Source organism: Corynebacterium lactis RW2-5, assembly GCF_001274895.1.
GTDB lineage: Bacteria > Actinomycetota > Actinomycetes > Mycobacteriales > Mycobacteriaceae > Corynebacterium > Corynebacterium lactis.
In genome coordinates this window covers 2,241,189-2,260,678 of record NZ_CP006841.1, presented here as the reverse complement: position 1 = coordinate 2,260,678, position 19,490 = coordinate 2,241,189, and the positions used below count along the sequence as shown (strand labels likewise).

Genomic DNA, 19,490 nt, shown 5'->3' with positions numbered 1-19,490 from the left:
TGTTACATACTAGAACGTGTGGACAGTTTTTGCTCACCTAAATTCAGGCGTAGCTGAAACGAAAGATCAGTCCAATGGGGAATTCCCAGCCGCCGGTTACCCGCCCGAGTGCATTATCTCCGCGCCTTCGGGGACAGTGTCGTCTTCCGGGTCGTCGAGCCACCCTTCCGGGAGCACCACCTTCGCAGGCGATCCTTGTCGTCCACGCGGCCCGTCGGCGTCCTCGGGCAGAGCAGTGGCGAGCTCGCCGTCGTAAAGCGGGGTGAGAATCTCATCGAGCTCGGCGAGCGAACCGACGCGGGCGAGCGACTTGCGAATCTCACCGCCGGCAGGGTAGCCGCGCAGGTACCAGGCGATGTGTTTGCGCAGGTCGCGGCAGCCCTTGCGCTCGCCCTCGTGCTGCACCAATAGCTCCGCGTGCCGACGGATAATGCCCGCGACCTCGCCGAAGGTCGGCGGTGCGGGAACCTCTTCTCCGCGAAGTTCCGCGGAGAGCTCGGCAAATAGCCACGGGCGGCCGAGGCAACCGCGGCCGACGACGACGCCATCGCAGCCGGTGCTGTCCATCATCTTGCGGGCGTCCGTGGAGGCGAAGATGTCGCCATTGCCGAGAACCGGGATGTCGGCAAAGCCGGAGTCCACCATGTGCTCCTTCAGTCTCGCAATCTGGGACCAGTCGGCGTGACCGGAGTAGCGTTGCGCCGCGGTGCGGGCGTGCACGGCCACGGCCTTAGCCCCCTCAGATGCGGCAATGCGCCCGGCATCGAGGTGTGTGTGGTGCTCGTCGTCGATACCGACGCGGAACTTAACGGTGACCGGAATATCCGTGCCCTCGGTGGCCTTGACCGCCGCGGCGACGATATTGCCGAAGAGGCGGCGCTTGTACGGCAGAGCCGAGCCGCCGCCCTTGCGAGTGACCTTGGGCACGGGGCAACCGAAGTTCATGTCAATGTGGTCGGCGAGGTTTTCCTCGACGATCATCTTGGCGGCCTCGTAGGTCCACTTTGGATCCGTGGTGTAGAGCTGCAGGCTGCGTGGGTCCTCGTCGGGGGCGAAGGTGGTCATGTGCATGGTCTTCTCGTTGCGCTCGACAAGCGCGCGTGCGGTGACCATTTCGCATACGTAGAGACCCGAGACCGTTCCCGTACGGGCGCGTTCTTGCTCTCGGCACAGGGTACGGAACGCCACGTTGGTGACGCCGGCCATGGGCGCAAGGACCACCGGTGAGGACAGCTCGAAGGGGCCAATGTGCACAGGGCTGGGCGCGGCGTTTGCGGTTAGCGTGGTTTGAGGACTCGACACGCAAGTCATTGTCGCACTTGCCGAGGGTGGCGAACAACTACAACGCTGCGCCGACCGCGTGCCCCGGGCAGAGTGCCATGGGCGCAGCCGTCGCGCAGGAGCTGAAGGATTGCCTCGGAAGCTTCGTCTATATGTTCGGTCGGCTCATCGAGTAGCAGAATCGGAGCGGTGCTCACCAGTGCACGCGCGAGGATGAGGCGACGTCGCTGGCCGCCCGAGAGGCTGTCGGCCCCGTCGGCGAGCACCGTATCCAAGCCATCCGGCAGCCTGCTGACCCATTCGGCAAGCCCCAGGGCCGTGGTGACCTCGGCAATTTCGCCCGCGGTCGCCTTAGGGTTGCCGACCGCAATATTGTCGCGGACGGTCGTGGCAAAGATGTGCTCGTCTTCGGCGACAAAGCGAACTACCTCCGGCACAGGCGGCAACGGTCGCGAATCGGCCACAATCTCCACCCGACCGCTGAGTGGGGAAATGGCCCCGGCCAGTGTCTTTAGCAGCGTGGTCTTCCCGCTTCCCGACGGCGCCGTGATCTCCTTGTACTCGCCGAAGGGCAGCTCAAAGTTCCATGGCCCCAGGTTTCCGTGCGCGGTTTCCAAGTCGTGGACGCGCAGCAGCGGCGCCGCCAACTCTAGAGGAAGGTCTGCGGGAATAGTCGCGCCGCTAGGGCCGACGGCGCCGGTGGAGGGGGCGTCGGCAAGCGTGATGAGGCTTAAGCGGGAGCGGGCGAGAGTTTGGGCTCCCGCGGGCAGCGCCGCGACGGATTCGAAGGCGGCCAGGGGAATCAGGACTAGGACGGTGAGCCATTCGGGGCTGTGCGCAGTGCCCATCAGGTAGGCGGCGATGCCGACGGTGGCGACGGCGCACAGCGTGGAGGCGGCGGTGGCGAGCGCGGAGGCTCTGCCGGCCGCGTTGCCTGTATGGCGGTCAATGCGCGCGACGGCGGTGGTCGAACGGGTGGCGGCCGCAATCGCCTCGTCGAGCTGGCCCCGGATGCGCAGGCCGGCGGAGTCGACGAGGACGGACTCAATCGCGCTAGCGGTGTCGGTGAGGGCTCTCGCGCGAGGATCCACCCCGGCGACGGTGGTGCGGTAAATCAGGTACGGCGCGGCCATGCCCGCGACAGCAAGACCGACGGCGAGCACTGCGGCGGATGGAACGGAGAGAACAGCCGCGAAGCAGACGGCGAGAATAGAGGTTGTAGCTGCGATGAGTGTCGGGATGACAAAGCGGACGACCACGTTCGCCAGTGTGTCGACATCCGTGCCGAGAAGCCCCGCTAGCTCGCCGCGGCCACACCCCGCAACCTGTGGCTTTCCCGAGAGATTGCGCCACAGCGCCAGGCGGGAACGCTCCGCAGCGGTCAGAGCGACGTGGTGCGCGGCCAGCCTGTCTATGTAACGGAACACCGACCGAGAAATACCTAGGGCCCGCACGGAGGTGACGGCCACCGTAATCTCCATCAGCGGTGGCATTTGCCATGAGCGCGTGATCAACCATGCGGAAACCACAGTGAGACTCAGCGCTGACAGCAGCGTCACGGTCCCGGCAAAGACTGGCCACAGAAGTTCGCGCAGGCCGATGAGCCCCCGGAGGCTGCGCAGGACGCCCGCGTCCGGGCCTGTGCCTGCGGGCCGCCTCAATCCGTTCACTTCGCACGCACCTCCACGACGTCGTCGGCGGCGTCGATAAGCAGCGGGTCGTGGCTGCTGACCAGCACCGTAGCTCCGCGCCGGGCGCGCTCGCGCAGGGAATCGATGACCTCGCGTGCGCTGTCGGAGTCGAGGTGCGCGGTGGGCTCGTCGGCAAGCACAAGGTTACGGCTAGGATCCGACAGCGCGAGCTGCAGCGCCTGACGTTGCCGCTGGCCGAGGGAGCGCCGCGAGTCATCCCCAATTGAGGCCGGGTCGAGGACCGGCCGCTGCGGCACCCAAGCGATGCGGCGGAGCAGTTCGGGGCCGTGTACGGTCACCCGCACCTGCCCGCAGAGATTCTCCGTCACTATTCCAGCCGCGGCCAGCAGCGCGGTCGTCTTGCCCACGCCATTCGGCCCAGCCAGCACGGTCACCCGCCCAGGCCCTGCCACCGCGCTGAGCAGGTAGGGGCGGCACCCGTCACGGCCGGGCGCGGAGAAGTCTCGGAACTCTACCGTCGGCGCCACCTCCGTTCCGCTTGCCGACGACTCCTCGCTCGCCACCGGGCTCGGTGCACTGAGCAGGGCCGTGACCTCGCGGGCAGCGACTAGACCGTCCTGGGCCGCGTGGAACTTGTGCCCCACGGCGCGGATGGGCGCGTAGATTTCCGGGGCGATAATCAAGACGGCGAGCCCGGTGCTGAGGGTGCTGGAGCCGTCGAGAAGCCTGAAGCCGATGCTGACGGCTATGAGCGCGATAGATAGCGTGGTTAAAAACTCGAGGACCATGGAGGAAAGGAAGGCCACGCGGAGCACGGCCATGGAGGAGTCCCGGTGCTGCTCGGACAGTCGGCGGATTTCGGCGTCGGGTGCCGACGCGATGCCGTGGGCACGTAGGGTTGGCAGTCCGGTGATGAGGTCGAGGATTTGGGAGCGGACGGTGCCGATATCCGCCAGGCGGCGCTCGGTGCGTCCCTCGGTCAGGCGGCCGACCAGCCACATGAAAAGGGGCACAAGGGGGAGCGTTACTGCAGCGATGGCGAACGAGTACAGGTCCAGAAAAGCGACGGTGAACAGTGCGATGGGAGTGGCCAGCGCTGCTGCGACGATGCTGGGGAGGAACTCCGCGATGTAGACGGCAACGCCGTCGATGCCGACGGTGAGGGTTGCTCGCCACGCGGAGAGATCGACGGTGCGCGGATCCTTCAACGCGAGAGCCCGGAGCGCATCGGCCCGCAGGGTAGAGGCCGCCTCCGCGCCGACAGCCTCGCCGAACCTGGTCAGAGCCCATGAACAGGCGACCTTCGCGGCCGCAGCGGTCAACGAAACGGCGGCGAAAAGGGGCCAGGCGGGGTCGCCTTCCCCGAGGACTCTGGCCACGGTGATTCCGATAGCCAAGCCCAGGGTGATAGTCGCGGCGACATTGAGCGTGGTCAGGACTCCAGCGACGAAAATCCACCGACGGACCGGCGTGGAAAGAGCCAAAAGATTCGGGTCAATCGGTCCTCGAGCCGCCGCCACGGTCGTGCTCATGCGTGCTCCTCTCCGTACTTATTCACTCGGTCGGCATCGCGGCACGGTCGGCGGTCAGGCGCTTGCGGAAAGCCCAGTAAGTCCACGACTGGTAGAGAAGGACCAACGGCGTCACCGCAATGGCGGCCCAGGTCATAATCTTCAGCGTGTACGGGTTGGAGGACGCGTTCCAGATGTCCAGCGACACCCCACCGGGTGCCGTGGAGGGCATCAGGAACGGGAACATCGATCCGAAAACTACCACCGTCACGGTGACCACAGTGACTGAGCTGGCAATGAATCCGAGGCCGTCGCGACCAGCGGCGATGGCGACGACTGCCAGCGCCAGTCCCGCTGCCGCGACGACAAGCGGAACCCACACCCACGGCTTGCCATAGGCCAGCTGTGTCCACAGCAGGAAAGCGCTGCCGAATAGCAGCGCCGCCGCAGCGGGGATCGGCACCGCGCGCCCGAGGGCCTCCCGCAGCGTGCCCGCCGTCTTCAGGCGCAGGAATGCGACCGCGTGCAGGGCAAAGACGGAGGCAAAGGCGGCGCCGCCAAGCAGGGCGTACGGGTTTAGCAACCCTAAAAGCGTGCCGAAACCCGAATCGAGATTCCTGTTCGCGTCCAACGGCACGCCGCGGATGAGGTTCGACACCGCCACGCCCCACAGAATCGGAGGCAGCCACGAGCCGAACACAATCGCGCCATCGCACCAGGCGCGCCACGAATCCTCGTGCACCTTCGAGCGCCACTCCAGGCCCACGATTCGCACGATCAATGCCACCAGGATGAGAAACAGGGGAAGGTAGAAGCCCGAAAACATCGACGCATACCACTCGGGGAACGCCGCGAAGAGCGCTCCTCCCGCGGTAATCAGCCACACCTCGTTGCCATCCCACACCGGACCGATTGTGCCCAGCATCGCTTTACGACGTGGCTCCCCACGGCCAAGGAAAGGCAGCAGCATTCCGACACCGAAGTCGAAGCCTTCCAGGAGGAAATACCCGGCGAAAAGGAACGCAACGAGAACAAACCAGACGACGGGAAGATCTAGCCCAAACATGTTTATCGACTACCTTTCTGACTCGACGGGTCGGCACTGCGCGAAACGGACCGGGGAGCTAACCCTCGCACCGAGGTCGGTTGCGACAGGTGCCGAAGGCCCGGGCATCGCCGAGTGTGCTGCCGATACCCCGGTAGCTGTGACGGCGGGGTGGTTCGGGGCGTCGATAGGCGGGCCAGCGATGACCGCCCGGCGAATCAGCCAGAACCAGACCACGGCGAGCGCGAGATAGATTGCGGTGAAACCGATGAGCGTGATCAGTACCGTCGTGGGTGCGTGATCAGAAACGCCCATGTCGACGGTCATACGGATTAGCTCCGTGCGAGGATCGCCGGCGTGGTCGGGGTTGGGGTGGACGATCCAGGGCTGGCGGCCCATTTCCGTGAATACCCACCCGGCGCTGTTGGCGACGAACGGGAACGGGATGGCCAGTAGCGAGCCCAGGGCGAAGAGACGAGACCACCGGCCCGTCGGGACGAGGCCGCGCCGGGTGAACAGCCAGGCGAAAAACGCGATTGCCAGGGAACCGGCCATCAGGCCAATCATGGCGCGGAAGGACCAGTAGGTGACGAAGAGATTTGGAGCGTAGTTGCCGGGGCCGAACATCGCTTCCGCCTGCTTTTGCAAGTCCTGGACACCCTGAAGTGTGACGCCCGAGAACTTGCCCTCAGCGAGGAAAGGCAGCACCCAGGGAAGCTCCAACCAGTGCGACACGGAATCACAGTTGTTGTGCGTGCCGACGGTGAGGACGGAGAACATCGGGTCCGTTTGGGTGTGGCATAGAGACTCCGCGGAGGCCATCTTCATCGGCTGCTGCACGAACATGATTTTCGCCTGAATATCGCCGGTGATTGCGACAGCTATGGAGGCGAGGACGGTGGCCCACCAGCCAATTCGGCCCGCCTTGCGGAAGGTCTGCTCGTAGACGGTGTTGCTCTCCCCGCCGCGGCGGCTGTGGACAATCCACCAGCCGCTGATACCGAGGATCAGCGTGCCCGCGGTGAGGAAAGAACCGGCGACTGCGTGGGGAAAGGCGGCTAGCGCGGTGGGATTGGTTAGCAGGGCCCCGAGGTCTGTGAGCTCCGCACGGTGCGTCTCCGGGTTGTAGATGGCGCCCACCGGGTGCTGCATGAAGGAGTTCGCGACGATAATGAAGTACGCGGAGATATTCACCGCGATGGCGACGACCCAGATTGACGCAGTGTGAGCCCAGGTGGGGATTCGGCCCCATCCGAAAATCCACAGGCCCAGGAAGGTCGATTCTAAAAAGAACGCGATCAGGCCTTCGAGGGCCAGCGGTCCGCCGAAGACGTCGCCAATCATCCGGGAGTATTCGGACCAGTTCATGCCGAATTGGAACTCCTGGACGATGCCGGTTGCGACACCCATAGCGAAGTTGATGATGAAGACCGTGCCAAAGAAGCGAGTGGCACGGTACCAGAGGTCGTTTTTGGTCGTGGCCCACAGCGTCTGCATGATGGCGACGAGTGGGGCAAGGCCGATGGTCAGGGGGACGAATAGGAAGTGGTAGACGGTGGTTATGCCGAACTGCCAGCGGGATATATCGACGACATCCATGATTCCTCGACTGCAAGAAACGTTGTTTGGTTAGAGCAGGTAGTCCGTAGCGCCGTCGTGCGACCCTAGTTTCTCCCTCGTCACCTGAGTGGTGCTCGGGGCGAAAAAGGGTTGCAACAACCGGGGCGGGAGACTAGCCGCTTATATAGACAGTCGGGCGGGTTGGGGGCTAAGTTCCGTTGCGTGCTTTCGTCTAGGCCAAAATAGGGGTGGGGGTATGTTGCGCGATTGATTGAGTTGCGAGGTCGGGGGCGGGAGCGGGAAATTTTCGATCCCGATTGTTGGAATTCGTGTTTCAATTGCTACGATTTACTTCGCACGGGCCTTTAGCTCAGTTGGTAGAGCTACGGACTTTTAATCCGCAGGTCGAGGGTTCGAGCCCCTCAGGGCCCACTGCGCGCCTGGTGGCGGAGCCTTTAACCGGCTTCGCTGCCAGGTTTTTTGTATCCATTGCGCTTGCATGCGGGAAAAAGAGAAAAATGAAAAATCTGTGATTCAGCTTTCCCGCTTGTAGTAGCCCATCCGCGGGCGATATCCGGTCGGATGATTTAGCTGGGCCACCGCGTCGGCGATAATGAGCCGGAATCGCGGTTTCATCGGAGGCATCTTCGAGACCTGGAACCAGCCCACCTCGACCGACTCGTCGTCCGCCACGTGCGGGGTGTCCGCCCCGGGCTCGGCGCTCGCGACGGCGCATCGCATCGCGATATCAACGTACGAGGTCACGTCGCCGTTGGGGTACTCGACAGGGCCCACCGCGCCGGTGCCGAGCAGCGCCTCCACCATCACGTCGAGCCCCGTTTCCTCCTTGACCTCGCGCACGGCCGCGACATGGGGTTCCTCGTTCGGGTCGATTATCCCCGTCACCGGGGTCCACTCGCCATTGTCCGCCCGCCGAACCAGCAGCACCTCCGGTAGCTGGTGAATGGGAGCCCCGGGCGGAACCTCCTTCAAAACCACCGCAGTTATTCCCGGCAGCCATAGCGGAGCGTGGCCAATCTTGTCGCGCAGTTCCAGGATGAAGTCAGGAGTAGCCATAGTTCTCAAGTGTAGAGGTGGGCGCCCGCTTGCCGACGCCCTCCACACTCACGGCCTGGAAGCCTCCTAGGGCTTCCTGCGGCGGCGTAGGTGGATATCGTGAGCATCGTCCAAGACCGGGTGCTCGTCCAGTGCCGGCTGGGCGAAGCTGACCCAGGTGACTCCGGCGGAGTCGTGACAACCTGGCGCTAGTGGGTCTTCGTATAGCGCCTCGAATTGCTCCTTCATGGTTTCGTGGACGTGCTTGCGACGCATCTTCAGGCTCGCTGTCAGTTCGTCGGCCTCCAGGGTCAGCTCGCGGTCCAGGATGCGGAAGCGTTTGACCTGTTCCCACGAGTTCAGTCGTTCGTTCAGCTTCGCGAGACATTGCTGGACGAACTCCACGACCTTCGGATGCTGGGTCATCTCGGTAAAGGAATCCGCCTCGATGCCGTTGGCCTCGCACCAGGCCTGTGTCGCCTTCTCTTCGAGTATGACCATGCCAACTATGAACTTGTGGCCCTCTCCGTAGGTGGCCAGCTCCATCGCGATGGGGCACAGGCCCTTGAACTCCGACTCGATTGCCGCGGGCGCGACGTACTTGCCGTTGGAGGTCTTGAACAGTGACTTCTTTCGGTCAGTGATGTAGAAGTAACCGTCGTCTATGTGTGCGATGTCACCCGTGTACATGTAGCTGCCGCCGGGAAGGACTTCCTTCGTGGCGTCTGGCCGGTTGTGGTAGCCGAGAAGGTTCCAGTCACTTCGGATGAGTAACTCCCCGTCGTCGGCAAGCCGGGCATCAACCCCTGGCAGCGGCCAGCCGATAGTGCCGATGCGGAAGGCATCGAGGCGGGTGAGGTGGGTGATGCAGCCCTCGGTGAGGCCGTAGCCTTCGGCGATTGGCATGCCCATGGCGGTGAACCACTTAGTGATGTCCTGATTAATCGGGGCGGAGCCCGAAATGAACATGCGCACATTCCCGCCGAGCGCCGCGCGGATTTTCGACAGCACCACGCGGTCTGCAATCGCCAGTTTGGCGCGGTGCCATGCCGAACTCCGCTTGCCGACGAGCCTGCGTTCCGTGTCCTCAAGTGCCAGGCGCATGCTGACTTTGCCGAGTTTTGCCTTCACACCGTCGCCATCGAACTGGGCCATGATGGCGGAGTAGGCCTTCTCGAAAATGCGCGGCGCGCCGCCCATGACAGTGGGCTTGACCTCCTGGAGATTCTCCACGATTTTGTCGATGCGACCGTCGATGGCGGTAGGCACCCCGGCGTCGGCGGAAAGGTAGACGAGGAAGCGGCCGAATAGGTGGGCCATCGGAAGCCAGATGAAGTGGACATCATCGTTGTAGATGGAGCCGATGGAGCATACCGATGCGACATTTTTTACCCATGCGCCATGGGTGATGATGGCGCCCTTCGGCTTGCCTGTGGTGCCCGAGGTGTACTGCAGGCAGGCAACCGTTTCATGGTCGACGGCGGCGATGGCGCGATTGGCGACATCTGAATCCTGCTGGAGGTACTGCGACCCGAGGGTGCGCAACTCCTCTAGTGGAGATAGCCACTCCCTGGAGTCCTCGTCTGTGATGGTGGCGAAATCGAATGCAGGGTCGATAACGTAGACATGATCGAGCTGGGGGAGCTCCTGTCTGACGGAAAGTAGCTTTTCTACTTGCGAGGCATCTTCGACGATCGCGATACGGGAGTTGGAATCGCGCAGGATGTAGGAGATGTCTTCCGAAATGGAGGTCGGGTAGATGGCGATGGACTGCGCTCCGATGGACATCAGGGAGATGTCCGCCTCTACCCATGAGATGCTGGTGCCGGCGATGATTGCCGCGGCGGAATCCTTGGTTACGCCGACCTCGAGTAGGCCTGCGGCGAGCTGCTGGACGCGGTCGTTGAACTGGTCCCAGGTGAATGATTGCCACTGCTCGTTCGGGTCGCGAAAGCGGTACGCGACCTTGTCAGGAGTGGTTGCCGCGCGACGCTGGAGTAGGTGGCCGATGCTGGCAGCTGGGTTGTCGAGGATTTCGCGGTCGATTTGCTCTGCCTCGGAGCTTGGGATTCCGTTTGCAGACCAGGTTGCTTTAGGGGCATTGGTGGGGCGGGGAACGCCTCGCAAGTTGATTGGCGGGGATTGGTCGTGGGCCTGTGGGGCATTGAACTCGTTCGGCGCAGCGTTGGAAGCTGCTGATGGGTGAGGGTTTGCAAGCGTCATGATGGGGTCTCCGCTTCGTTGTCTGTGGTGAGTTGACTAAGAACTCGATTCGTGTTTGCAGACCAAAATACTTGTCGCGGGTCGGTGCTGGGCTGGAAATAGTGAAAACGGTGAAAAATTCGTGCTCAATGTTTTTGTCTGTGGCTACGGGGTTTTCAGTGCAGGTGAAAGTAGTTCGTAAGTTATGTAAAGGTCCTATGTTTTCCCAGGTAGGCTCATTTTTTGGAAAAAATGCTCGCATGATTTAAAGTTTCCTTTGTTGCAGCGAGCTCCTGCCAGGGTGTAAAAGCCGAGGCGAGGACGTGAGCGGTGGCAATATATGTCGGGCTCCCATCGTCTAGAGGCCTAGGACTCCGCCCTTTCACGGCGGCAACACGGGTTCGAATCCCGTTGGGAGTACCACTAAAATTTCACAATGGCCCTGTGGCGCAGTTGGTTAGCGCGCCGCCCTGTCACGGCGGAGGTCGCGGGTTCAAGTCCCGTCAGGGTCGCAGATAAAAAGTCAGCTCCTCGGTAGAGGGGCTGGCTTTTGTGTATTAACCCGTATGTGGCCCGTCTTTCCAGGTTCTTGTGTGTGGGGCGGTTTTCATTCCGGTACCGGCTCTGCTGAGTTCGATAAGAAGATCGAGGAGATGACCAAGATCTCCGACCCCCATACCAGGGGCCGGAGCTCTTCGCGTAGTGGCCTGGTTTTAACGGCGACACGCAGGGGAGTGGGCCGGAGAATTCGGTACAGGAAAAACTAGAAACTGGAAGAACCACCTGCGCCGGAGAATCCTGAGCTGAATCCCGAGTTTACGGAATTTCCGCTGGAGTTTGACTGCGCTGACTCGACGTTCGCACTGTGCCAACTGCTGAGTGCCCAGTAAGGAACGAAATCCATGTAGCCGTATCCGGGACGGTAGCTCGCTTCGTAGAGAGCTGGCCTGTGCAGCTCGTTGGTGTCCTCGACCTCGCTCATCTGCTTTTCCTTCAGCACTACTAATGCTGCTTGGTAGTCCCTGAGTAGCTGAACGTAACGATCCAGAAAGTCAGGTGCGTCCGGCTTCGCTGCAAGGAAATCAGCCTCTTTACGCGCGGAGGTAAGACTGTCGTACAAACCGGAGTTGGAGTCGGGCAGGCTTGCCTCGGCCTGGACGATATCTGCGCGGAGGGCTGTGATTTCCTGCGTTCGAACCTCGGTGTTGCCATGCTCGATGTTGAAAATCTTGTCGATATTGTCCTCCGCAAAGGACAGCTGTCGAGTTGTGTCTGCGGCATCCTGGATTTTGTCAGCTTGGCTAAGAATCTGCTTCGGGTCTCCGGATTCAGTAAGCCCTCCGTATGCTTCGACACTTTGGTGGAGGTCCAAGAACCTATCACGAACGTCCTCCCATTCGGCCCGCATTGCGGCATGCGCCAGCGGAGAAGTCAGAGAATTGGCCCGGATGTCGATGCCGTCGAGGCGTTGTCCTAGAGAGCCGTACTCCCGGGCGATGAAGGCGAGATTCTCGCGTGCCGCCGCGAGCTTCTTCTTCCGTTCGCGACGGTAGAAACCGACACCTGCGACGGCGGCAGAAGCTGCACCACCTGTACCGAGCCCCGCTCCTGCCATCAGCCCGATGCGGGAGTCCACCGCGTCTTGGTATTGAGATTGTTCAAGGGCCTTAGCGTCGGTAGCGGCGGAAGCGCCGGCGAACAGACCGGCGGGTATGTTGTTGTCTTTCATTCCGGGCTTGATGGCATTGACTGCGCCCTCTAAGTGGCTGCCGTCTCGGAGGGAGAGAACATCTGCGACATCCTCGCCAGCGAAGACGAATGCCTGCCGAGGGTCGAGACCCACTCCGACGAAAATGGTGCCGTCTACGAACTTTTCGTCGCCGATGAGATCCGGACGGTTGTCGCGTAGGTACTCCTCAACCGAGTCATTGACGTTTTCGTGATTGCTGGAGAAGACAATGTAGTGCAGTTGTTGGACGACGTCAGGGGCCTCTATCCGAGATGCATCGCGTTTCAAACGAGCCTCATCTGCAGGACTCAGCACATTGTCGGGGTCGTGAATTTCTACTTGCGCTATTCCTCGGTGTGCCGGTGCGGAGATTACGAAACTTTCGCGTTGAGGTGCATCTGTAGCCGCGGAGGCTATCGCCCAGGCTCCTCCGCCGCACAGTAGTCCGGCGATGGCTGCTGCACTCAGGATTTTCGAAACGGATACTGGAGCGTCTGGGGTGCGTACCATGCCCCGATTGTAGGCATCGACAGGAGACGGAAGCAGCTCTATGCTTGAAAAACGGTATTGAACTGCTGATTTGCTTATTTTTATCGCTCTTCTGTAGAGTTAATTCTCGTGCACAGCGCAGGAATTACTGCTGTTGGGCACGGCGATTATGGCCCTGTGGCGCAGTTGGTTAGCGCGCCGCCCTGTCACGGCGGAGGTCGCGGGTTCAAGTCCCGTCAGGGTCGCCACTTGATTTAGTTCAAGTCTGGCCAGATAGCTCAGTCGGTAGAGCGTCCGCCTGAAAAGTGGAAGGTCAGCGGTTCGATCCCGCTTCTGGCCACAATTGCCCCGATTCCTCTCAAGGAATCGGGGCTTTTGCGTAAAATTTTTTCCCTCACTCAGTCCTTTTGCTGACAATTCGGTTTTCTCGTCGCTATGTGCACTAAAGTGGGAGAAACTAAACATTCACCCGGTATGAAATGTTTATTGACAACTAGGATGTGACCCATGACCAAGGAATACGCCTCCGCCGGAACGCTTTCCCACGATGAAACCTTGCCGTGGGTTGTCCGCATTTTTGTCTACACGGACGCAGTGGGCAGTCACGTTGCAGCTGATAAGGTACGCGCTGCTCTGGCGGAGCTTATCCCGGACGAAGAGGTCAAGGTTTACGAAGACGTCATGCCTGACGTTGGACGGACCTCGTCGTTGGCGGATCTTTGGGCCGAGGCTAATCCTGGGGTCGATCCGGGTGAGCGTAAGCGCTACCGCATTAGTGTTGTAGCCCCTGGTCTGTCTCATGCCGAAATGGCGGATATCGCAGGCCCGCTCGCGGAAACGATTAGCCTCGGCTGGTCCTCCGGTGAGGCAGCTAGCCAGGTAACCGATGGCAACGTGCCCTGCCGAGTAGCTGTGGGGCGAGCCGATGAGCATCCGGGTGAGCCGCCGCTGATTCAGAACTAGGAGTCGGGTTTAGTGCAGACAAAGTAGGTACGGAACGAAGGAGCAGCTAATAGCCATGGCACATACGATTTCGCACGATGAGGCTCAGGGGCGCTACGTCCTCACTGTCGAGGGCGAAGAGGCCGGTTTCGCCGCCTATACTCCAGTAGAGGGCGCTCTCGACTTTAATCACACTGTGATTGATCCCAGGTTTCAGGGGCAGGGGCTGTCCAAGATTCTAATTTCGGCTGCGCTGGATGATGTTCGCCTGAGTGGCCGCCAGGTCTACGCGAGCTGTTCCGCAGTTGCGGGCTTCGTGGATAAGAACCCTGAGTACAAGGATTTGCTCGCTGAGTAGGAACTCGACAGCCCCGTTCGTCGGGGTGACGCACTAAAGGCCGGATAGTTGCCCTTTTGGGAATGCGAGAAGGGGACAACCACCCGGCCATTTTTTGCGTTCGGCCTGCCGTGAAGCCTTAGATGCCTTAAATAAAGTCTCCGTCGCCCTGGACGTAGATTGCGGGATCGAATAGGGCCTTGTGCTCTCCGGGCTTAGCGGGTCGTACCTTGCCCGGGATGCCGACGACTATTGAATCCGGCGGGCAGCCTCGGGTCACGACCGAGTTAGCGCCGATGGCGGAGCCTGCACCAATCGTGATGGGGCCGAGGACCTTGGCGCCGGCGCCGACGGTCACGTTATCCTCCAGCGTCGGGTGGCGCTTGACTTTCTCCAGGGAACGCCCGCCCAGGGTGACCCCGTGGTAGAGCATGCAGCCGTCGCCAATTTCGGCTGTTTCGCCGATAACGACGCCCATTCCGTGGTCGATGAAGAAGCGACGGCCAATGGTCGCGCCCGGGTGGATTTCAATGCCAGTTAATGCGCGAGCAAACTGCGACAGCACGCGGGCGAGTCCCTTAGCCATTCCGCCGCGCAGCCAAAGCCTGTGCGAAATCCTGTGAATCCAAATTGCGTGCAGCCCCGAGTAGACGACGGCGTTCTCGACGTCGCTGCGCGCCGCGGGGTCGTGCGCCCGGGCATTGTCCAGATCCTCTTTGAGGATTCTGAAGAATTCAATCATAGGAAACAATCCTAGCCGTTCGGCGATTCGGAGAGACGAAAACCCGCTAGCCAGCGTGTAGAAAATGCCGCACTAGCGGGTACGACTGCGAAAAATTAGTCGCGCAGTTCTTCGTAAAGGATGGAGGAGACGTAGCGCTCGCCGAAGTCGGGGACGATTACGACAATGTTCTTGCCCTCTGCCTCCGGTCGTGCGGCAACTTCGAGCGCTGCCTTGATGTTCGCACCGGCCGAGATGCCGCCGAGAATGCCTTCGAGCTTGGCTACCTCGCGGGAAACGGCAATCGCGTCCTCGTTGGTGACGTCGATGACCTCGTCGAGGATGTCCTGATCCAGAATCTCCGGGATGAAGTTGGCGCCAAGGCCCTGAATCTTGTGCGGGCCGGCCTTGCCCTCGGTCAGAAGCGGGGAGTCCTTCGGCTCAACTGCGACGAGCTTCACGTCAGCGTTGTGCTTCTTCAGCGTCCGGCCCGCACCGGTGATGGTGCCGCCGGTGCCGATGCCGGCCACGAAGTAATCGATCTTTCCGTCGGTCGCGTTCCAGATCTCTTCGCCGGTGGTTGCCTCGTGGATTGCCGGGTTGGCCGAATTGGCGAACTGGGAGGCGAGGATGGCGTTGTCAGTGTTGGCGACAATCTCGTTGGCCTTTTCTACCGCGCCGCGCATGCCATCGGCACCCGGGGTAAGTACGAGCTCGGCGCCGAAGGCGCGCAGGACTACGCGGCGCTCCTGGCTCATGGTGTCCGGCATAGTGAGGATGACCTTGTAACCGCGGGCTGCGCCGACCATTGCCAGCGCGATGCCGGTGTTACCCGAGGTTCCCTCGACGATGGTTCCGCCCGGCTTCAGCTCGCCGGAGCGCTCGGCTGCTTCAATAATCGCCTTACCAATACGGTCCTTGACCGAGTTAGCCGGGTTGTAAAACTCCAGCTTGGCAATAATGTTGCCCGGGAGTCCCTCGGAGATGCGGTTCAACTTGACCAGCGGGGTATTGCCGACCAGATCAGTGACATCATTGTAAATGGTCATTTTGTCTTATCCATTTCCGAAAACCGCAGAGGATTTTCTAATCAGTTGTTGGTTCGTCACGTAGTGTACGCCCTTTCGGCGATTAAGTACAGACCAGTTGGTCTATATTTCTGTGACGTGTCCAACTTTTGTCGAGTAATCGGCAGCATGCCCGCCCGATGAATCCCCGCAACGGCACTCGCGTTGGGTTCGGTTCATTGTGACTACGTCAATGTGAGGGTAAAGGCAATTCAATTTTGTTCGCAACTACTAACATTGGTGTTGATTTTCAGTTAACGGGAATGTTTTGAGAATAAGCAGCGGCCCTCGCCACTGTGATCGAGTGCAGCGAAATAGTCGAAGCCCCAAAGGCAGGTCCCTCAGTGACCGGACTGTTTCGTTGTCGCGGCACGCGAACGCCACTCGGTCGAGATCGTCTCCGTCGTTAAACGGAGAAGGACTCGAACTGGGGAAGGCGCGTGTCGCCCGCTCAGGCTCTGAGATAAGGTCTGGGCTACTCGTCAGCCAGGAGACCGACTGGAAATCATCCGACCTGCACAAGCCGGTCGGCAGTCGAACGGTGCCGTCGAGGTGAGTGGCGCCGTAGGAAGAAAACTAAAATCATGCATATTGCAGAGGGATTCCTTCCCATTACTCATTGCATCGGATGGGGCGTCGCTGCCGCGCCTTTCGTCATCTACGGTGCCGCCCAGGCTAAGCGCATCATGAAGGAACATCCCGGTAGTGGCCTTCTGCTCGGCGCGGCCGGTGCTTTTACTTTCGTTCTTTCCGCACTGAAGGTTCCGTCCGTGACCGGCTCGACCTCCCATCCGACCGGAACCGGACTGGGTGCCGTTATTTTCAAGCCACCCGTGATGGCGCTGCTAGGTACGATTGTCCTGCTCTTCCAAGCCATCCTTCTTGCGCACGGTGGTATTACGACCCTCGGCGCGAATATCTTTTCCATGGCCATCGTGGGCCCATGGGTCGGCTACGCGGCTTACGCGATCACGCGCAAGCTCGGTGGGGGCCTGCTCCCAGGCGTTTTCATGGCGGCGTTCTTCGCTGACCTGTCGACCTACGTCGTGACCTCCACCCAGCTCGCCATCGCTCACCCGGCCGAGCCCGGCGGATTCGCGGGCGCTTTCACCACCTTCATCGGGCTCTTCGCGGTCACCCAGATCCCGCTGGCCATCATCGAGGCCCTGGTCACCGTAATCGTCGTCCGCACCCTCCTCGTCGTCGCTCACTCTGAGCTCGCCGATCTCGGGTTCCTCTCTCGCTTTGCGACGAAGCCCCAGGCCGCCAACGCTCCAGAAAGCAGCAGTGACGAGACCCACCGCCCAGCTTCCATGTCCGGAAGCAAGCAGTAGGCGTCGGTAGGCAAAAAGAGGAGAGATAATCATGGAAAATTCCACCACCAGCACGCAGGCTCCCCGCAAGAACTCGGGCCTGGTAACGGCGATTCTGATTGGTGCCATTGCGCTGATTGCCGTCTTCCCGATGTTCTTCAACTTTGGCGACCCGGCGGAGGAGGAGCAGTTCGGCGGAACTGATGCCATCGCAAGCGACGTAATCATGGAGACCGATCCGGGCTACGAGCCGTGGTTTGAGCCACTCGTGGGAGAACTGCCGGGAGAGGTCGAGTCTGGACTCTTCGCGCTTCAGGCGGGCCTTGGCGCGGGCGTCCTCGGTTACGCTATCGGCTACTACCGCGGCAAGAATCGGACTGCGGACAACTCCAAGTCCCGATCCGGTGTCCGCGAGGAGTAGGTAGACGCGTAAGTGAATGCCCTAGAAGTAGCAGCGGCCCGAAGTAGGTGGGCGCGGCGGAATGTTGGGGAGAAAGTACTTCTTCTCGGAGGGCTCCTCATCCTGGCGGTGGCACTGCCGCCAATTCCATTTGCCCCTATTATCGGAGTGCTCGCGCTGGTCATTGCGATCATCGCGAAGGTGCCCCTGAAACTCTATGCCGCAATGGTCTTGGCTCCGGCGACGTTCGTGCTCGTCGGGGCCTTGCCCCTTTTGGTGGCTCTTGATTCGTCGGGATTTTCGCTTTCGCCCACCGGGCCGATCCGAATGCTCGAGGTAGTGCTGCGCTCGGCTGCGGGCATTTGCTGCACCATGGCTTTTGCGCTGACCACACCGCTATCGGAGCTGCTGTCCTGGTTAAGCAGGCACGGGATTCCTCGTTCGGTCACTTACTTGGCGGAGTTGATTTATCGCATGACCGGCGTGCTAATTGACTCTGCGAGGGCAATGGCGGACGCCCAAGCCAGGAGGTTGGGACACCTGACGCGGCGTTCGATGGTTCGGGATACCGCGGGGCAGTCCGCGAGCCTGTTTGTCATCGCCTTCTCTCGTGCGCGGCGGATGCAGCAGGGGATTGAGTTGCGCGCTGAACCTGGCTCGATGCGCGTGCTGGTGATTTCGCGTCCGCTGGACCTACGTTTTGTGTCTGTCTCGGTGGGCATCTTGATCGCGCTTGTCGTGGCGTGGGTATTAGTGAACTGGGCGATGTGATGAGAGATCAAGGGTGATGAGAAATCAGGCAATGAACGATAAACCAGTTCCCAAGATTGTGACTGCCAAGGGGGTGGCCTATTCCTACGACCACCTCGAGGTCCTCAAATCCGCGGAACTCGCGATTGGGGAGGGGGAGCGTCTGGCTCTCCTCGGCGCCAACGGCTCGGGCAAGTCGACGCTGCTACGCATCCTCGCGGGCTCGCTTGAGCCGACTTCGGGCGGGGTGTCCCTGGACGGTGAGCCCTATTCGTATAACCGCGACGGACGCAACGCGGTACGCCGCAATATCCAGATGGTCACGCAGGACCCAGACGAGCAGATTTTCGCTGCCAGTGTTTTCAGCGACGTCTCTTTTGGGCCTGTGAATATGGGATTGGCTGAATCCGAGGTTGTCGAGCGTGTGCATCAAGCGCTCGAGCTTGCGGAGATTTCCGACCTGGCGGAGCGCGTTCCGCATCAGCTCTCTTATGGGCAGCGCAAGCGCGTAGCCCTCGCCGGGGCACTGGCCATGCACCCTCGGGTTTTGCTTCTCGACGAGCCTTCCGCCGGGCTTGACCCGCAGGCAACGCGCCAGCTGCTGCAAACTTTGAATCAGTTCCATGAAGGTGGCACTGCTGTGGTTGTGGCAACCCATGATATTGATTTTGCCTGGAGCTTTTGCGACCGTGCCGCAGTATTGGCCGATGGTCGCCTGTGTGTTGACGAGAAGGCAAAAATCCTGTCGGACCGGCAGCTTATGGATAGTGCACGCTTGGCTATGCCGTGGGCACCTTTAGTGTCGAAAGCCCTGGGAAGGACTATCAATAGTCCCGAGGATCTAGATGCAGGGGAATAAAAAGCACTGCATTTGGCGCGGGATTTAATAAGGAGCCATTGTCCTAAAGAAATGTACGAGAAAGCCCGCGGGCAGGCGTAATCGCCCCTGAAAAGCCGACGGAGCTGTCGCATTTCTCCGCCTGTTTTTCACGTCACGCCTGTCCGCGGGCGATCTCAGTGGCCGGGCTCGGTAGCCTCGGCGCATCAGGCAGGTATTCGGACTTCCTGGCATGGCAACCGGTTGAGGGGATGACGACTGCCAGTCTTAGTGCTTCTTGTTGGCAGAACCTCAACACGGTGCATTCCTACTTTTTGCCGCTTCCCGACGCGAGCCAGTGCTTGTGGCAAATTTCGTTCCAGATTACCGCTGCGGGACAGCTCCGGATTCTCACCGGATTCCCTCTTGCGTTTACCTCATCAGTGCCCTGGCGTGCGCGTGGAGGTCGCGTGCCAAAGGTTCCAATGCGGTAAAACCTGTTGCATGAATGACAATACTTCAATCCATTGAATAGTGGAATAGGTACTCAAAGTATTGCCCGATTTGGGGGTATGTTCAGGACGTTTGGTATCGGAGGGGTATTTCGAGGGGGAGTGG

At 60.8% G+C, this 19,490-nt stretch carries 16 protein-coding genes, 5 tRNA genes and 2 riboswitches; of the genes, 11 read left to right on the top strand and 10 right to left on the bottom strand.

The window, feature by feature from the left end:
- Positions 1-96: 96 nt before the first annotated feature.
- Genes dusB through CLAC_RS09970 form a run of 5 tightly spaced genes read right to left on the bottom strand, consistent with a single transcriptional unit; the run spans position 97 to position 7,088 of the window.
- On the bottom strand, positions 97-1,311 hold the full coding sequence (dusB, locus tag CLAC_RS09990) for a tRNA dihydrouridine synthase DusB (protein ID WP_053412790.1): 1,215 nt from the start codon (positions 1,309-1,311) through the stop codon (positions 97-99).
- Positions 1,308-2,951: a thiol reductant ABC exporter subunit CydC gene (gene cydC, locus CLAC_RS09985; protein WP_053412789.1), complete on the bottom strand. Its 1,644-nt coding sequence runs from the start codon at positions 2,949-2,951 to the stop codon at positions 1,308-1,310. The genes dusB and cydC overlap by 4 nt, the downstream gene beginning before the upstream one ends.
- Complete coding sequence (locus tag CLAC_RS09980; RefSeq protein WP_053412788.1) at positions 2,948-4,465, bottom strand: ABC transporter transmembrane domain-containing protein; 1,518 nt, start codon at positions 4,463-4,465, stop codon at positions 2,948-2,950. The genes cydC and CLAC_RS09980 overlap by 4 nt, the downstream gene beginning before the upstream one ends.
- A gap of 22 nt (positions 4,466-4,487) precedes the next feature.
- Positions 4,488-5,510, bottom strand: coding sequence for a cytochrome d ubiquinol oxidase subunit II (cydB, locus tag CLAC_RS09975; protein ID WP_053412787.1), 1,023 nt, complete (start codon positions 5,508-5,510; stop codon positions 4,488-4,490).
- A gap of 9 nt (positions 5,511-5,519) precedes the next feature.
- Positions 5,520-7,088: a cytochrome ubiquinol oxidase subunit I gene (locus CLAC_RS09970; protein WP_053412786.1), complete on the bottom strand. Its 1,569-nt coding sequence runs from the start codon at positions 7,086-7,088 to the stop codon at positions 5,520-5,522.
- 320 nt (positions 7,089-7,408) lie between these two features.
- On the opposite strand from CLAC_RS09970, the gene CLAC_RS09965 reads away from it, so the two are divergent.
- Positions 7,409-7,481: transfer RNA gene (locus CLAC_RS09965), tRNA-Lys, on the top strand.
- Positions 7,482-7,583: 102 nt separating this feature from the next.
- On the opposite strand, the gene CLAC_RS09960 is transcribed toward CLAC_RS09965, so the two are convergent.
- Complete coding sequence (locus tag CLAC_RS09960; protein WP_053412785.1) at positions 7,584-8,126, bottom strand: NUDIX hydrolase; 543 nt, start codon at positions 8,124-8,126, stop codon at positions 7,584-7,586.
- A 66-nt stretch (positions 8,127-8,192) separates the two neighbouring features.
- Positions 8,193-10,328 (bottom strand): AMP-dependent synthetase/ligase, encoded by a 2,136-nt coding sequence (locus CLAC_RS09955; RefSeq protein ID WP_053412784.1) that lies wholly within the window; start codon positions 10,326-10,328, stop codon positions 8,193-8,195.
- Positions 10,329-10,654: 326 nt separating this feature from the next.
- Between CLAC_RS09955 and CLAC_RS09950 the strand changes: the two genes are divergently transcribed.
- Both CLAC_RS09950 and CLAC_RS09945 read left to right on the top strand, forming a co-directional pair.
- Positions 10,655-10,730: transfer RNA gene (locus tag CLAC_RS09950), tRNA-Glu, on the top strand.
- Positions 10,731-10,745: 15 nt separating this feature from the next.
- Positions 10,746-10,819, top strand: a tRNA-Asp gene (locus CLAC_RS09945).
- Between the two features lie 251 nt (positions 10,820-11,070).
- On the opposite strand, the gene CLAC_RS09940 is transcribed toward CLAC_RS09945, so the two are convergent.
- Entirely contained in the window at positions 11,071-12,546 is a 1,476-nt protein-coding gene (locus tag CLAC_RS09940; RefSeq protein WP_245621860.1) for a DUF5129 domain-containing protein, read from the bottom strand.
- A gap of 150 nt (positions 12,547-12,696) precedes the next feature.
- On the opposite strand from CLAC_RS09940, the gene CLAC_RS09935 reads away from it, so the two are divergent.
- The 4 genes from CLAC_RS09935 (at position 12,697) to CLAC_RS09920 (ending at position 13,825) form a co-directional block, all read left to right on the top strand.
- Positions 12,697-12,773, top strand: a tRNA-Asp gene (locus tag CLAC_RS09935).
- A 19-nt stretch (positions 12,774-12,792) separates the two neighbouring features.
- A tRNA-Phe gene (locus CLAC_RS09930) sits at positions 12,793-12,865 on the top strand.
- A 167-nt stretch (positions 12,866-13,032) separates the two neighbouring features.
- On the top strand, positions 13,033-13,488 hold the full coding sequence (locus tag CLAC_RS09925; protein WP_053412783.1) for a hypothetical protein: 456 nt from the start codon (positions 13,033-13,035) through the stop codon (positions 13,486-13,488).
- A gap of 55 nt (positions 13,489-13,543) precedes the next feature.
- Positions 13,544-13,825: a GNAT family N-acetyltransferase gene (locus CLAC_RS09920; RefSeq protein ID WP_053412782.1), complete on the top strand. Its 282-nt coding sequence runs from the start codon at positions 13,544-13,546 to the stop codon at positions 13,823-13,825.
- A 127-nt stretch (positions 13,826-13,952) separates the two neighbouring features.
- On the opposite strand, the gene epsC is transcribed toward CLAC_RS09920, so the two are convergent.
- Positions 13,953-14,546 (bottom strand): serine O-acetyltransferase EpsC, encoded by a 594-nt coding sequence (gene epsC, locus CLAC_RS09915; protein ID WP_053412781.1) that lies wholly within the window; start codon positions 14,544-14,546, stop codon positions 13,953-13,955.
- A gap of 95 nt (positions 14,547-14,641) precedes the next feature.
- On the bottom strand, positions 14,642-15,574 hold the full coding sequence (gene cysK / locus CLAC_RS09910) for a cysteine synthase A (protein WP_053412780.1): 933 nt from the start codon (positions 15,572-15,574) through the stop codon (positions 14,642-14,644).
- A gap of 252 nt (positions 15,575-15,826) precedes the next feature.
- Positions 15,827-16,109, top strand: a riboswitch (cobalamin riboswitch).
- A 67-nt stretch (positions 16,110-16,176) separates the two neighbouring features.
- Here cysK and CLAC_RS09905 point away from each other — a divergent pair.
- Genes CLAC_RS09905 through CLAC_RS09890 form a run of 4 tightly spaced genes read left to right on the top strand, consistent with a single transcriptional unit; the run spans position 16,177 to position 18,914 of the window.
- Complete coding sequence (locus tag CLAC_RS09905) at positions 16,177-16,926, top strand: energy-coupling factor ABC transporter permease (RefSeq protein WP_053412779.1); 750 nt, start codon at positions 16,177-16,179, stop codon at positions 16,924-16,926.
- Between the two features lie 31 nt (positions 16,927-16,957).
- Positions 16,958-17,326: an energy-coupling factor ABC transporter substrate-binding protein gene (locus CLAC_RS09900; RefSeq protein WP_053412778.1), complete on the top strand. Its 369-nt coding sequence runs from the start codon at positions 16,958-16,960 to the stop codon at positions 17,324-17,326.
- 12 nt (positions 17,327-17,338) lie between these two features.
- Entirely contained in the window at positions 17,339-18,076 is a 738-nt protein-coding gene (cbiQ, locus tag CLAC_RS09895; protein ID WP_053412777.1) for a cobalt ECF transporter T component CbiQ, read from the top strand.
- A gap of 31 nt (positions 18,077-18,107) precedes the next feature.
- Positions 18,108-18,914 (top strand): energy-coupling factor ABC transporter ATP-binding protein, encoded by an 807-nt coding sequence (locus CLAC_RS09890; RefSeq protein WP_053412776.1) that lies wholly within the window; start codon positions 18,108-18,110, stop codon positions 18,912-18,914.
- Between the two features lie 171 nt (positions 18,915-19,085).
- Positions 19,086-19,339: riboswitch (cobalamin riboswitch) on the bottom strand.
- Between the last annotated feature and the right edge of the window lie 151 nt (positions 19,340-19,490).

Coding starts and splice junctions, on each gene's coding strand:
- dusB (WP_053412790.1), bottom strand. CDS start 1,311: ATGACTTGCGTGTCGAGTCCTCAAACCACGCTAACCGCAAACGCCGCG.
- CLAC_RS09980 (WP_053412788.1), bottom strand. CDS start 4,465: ATGAGCACGACCGTGGCGGCGGCTCGAGGACCGATTGACCCGAATCTT.
- cydB (WP_053412787.1), bottom strand. CDS start 5,510: ATGTTTGGGCTAGATCTTCCCGTCGTCTGGTTTGTTCTCGTTGCGTTC.
- CLAC_RS09970 (WP_053412786.1), bottom strand. CDS start 7,088: ATGGATGTCGTCGATATATCCCGCTGGCAGTTCGGCATAACCACCGTC.
- CLAC_RS09960 (WP_053412785.1), bottom strand. CDS start 8,126: ATGGCTACTCCTGACTTCATCCTGGAACTGCGCGACAAGATTGGCCAC.
- CLAC_RS09955 (WP_053412784.1), bottom strand. CDS start 10,328: ATGACGCTTGCAAACCCTCACCCATCAGCAGCTTCCAACGCTGCGCCG.
- CLAC_RS09940 (WP_245621860.1), bottom strand. CDS start 12,546: ATGGTACGCACCCCAGACGCTCCAGTATCCGTTTCGAAAATCCTGAGT.
- CLAC_RS09925 (WP_053412783.1), top strand. CDS start 13,033: ATGACCAAGGAATACGCCTCCGCCGGAACGCTTTCCCACGATGAAACC.
- CLAC_RS09920 (WP_053412782.1), top strand. CDS start 13,544: ATGGCACATACGATTTCGCACGATGAGGCTCAGGGGCGCTACGTCCTC.
- epsC (WP_053412781.1), bottom strand. CDS start 14,546: ATGATTGAATTCTTCAGAATCCTCAAAGAGGATCTGGACAATGCCCGG.
- cysK (WP_053412780.1), bottom strand. CDS start 15,574: ATGACCATTTACAATGATGTCACTGATCTGGTCGGCAATACCCCGCTG.
- CLAC_RS09905 (WP_053412779.1), top strand. CDS start 16,177: ATGCATATTGCAGAGGGATTCCTTCCCATTACTCATTGCATCGGATGG.
- CLAC_RS09900 (WP_053412778.1), top strand. CDS start 16,958: ATGGAAAATTCCACCACCAGCACGCAGGCTCCCCGCAAGAACTCGGGC.
- CLAC_RS09890 (WP_053412776.1), top strand. CDS start 18,108: ATGAACGATAAACCAGTTCCCAAGATTGTGACTGCCAAGGGGGTGGCC.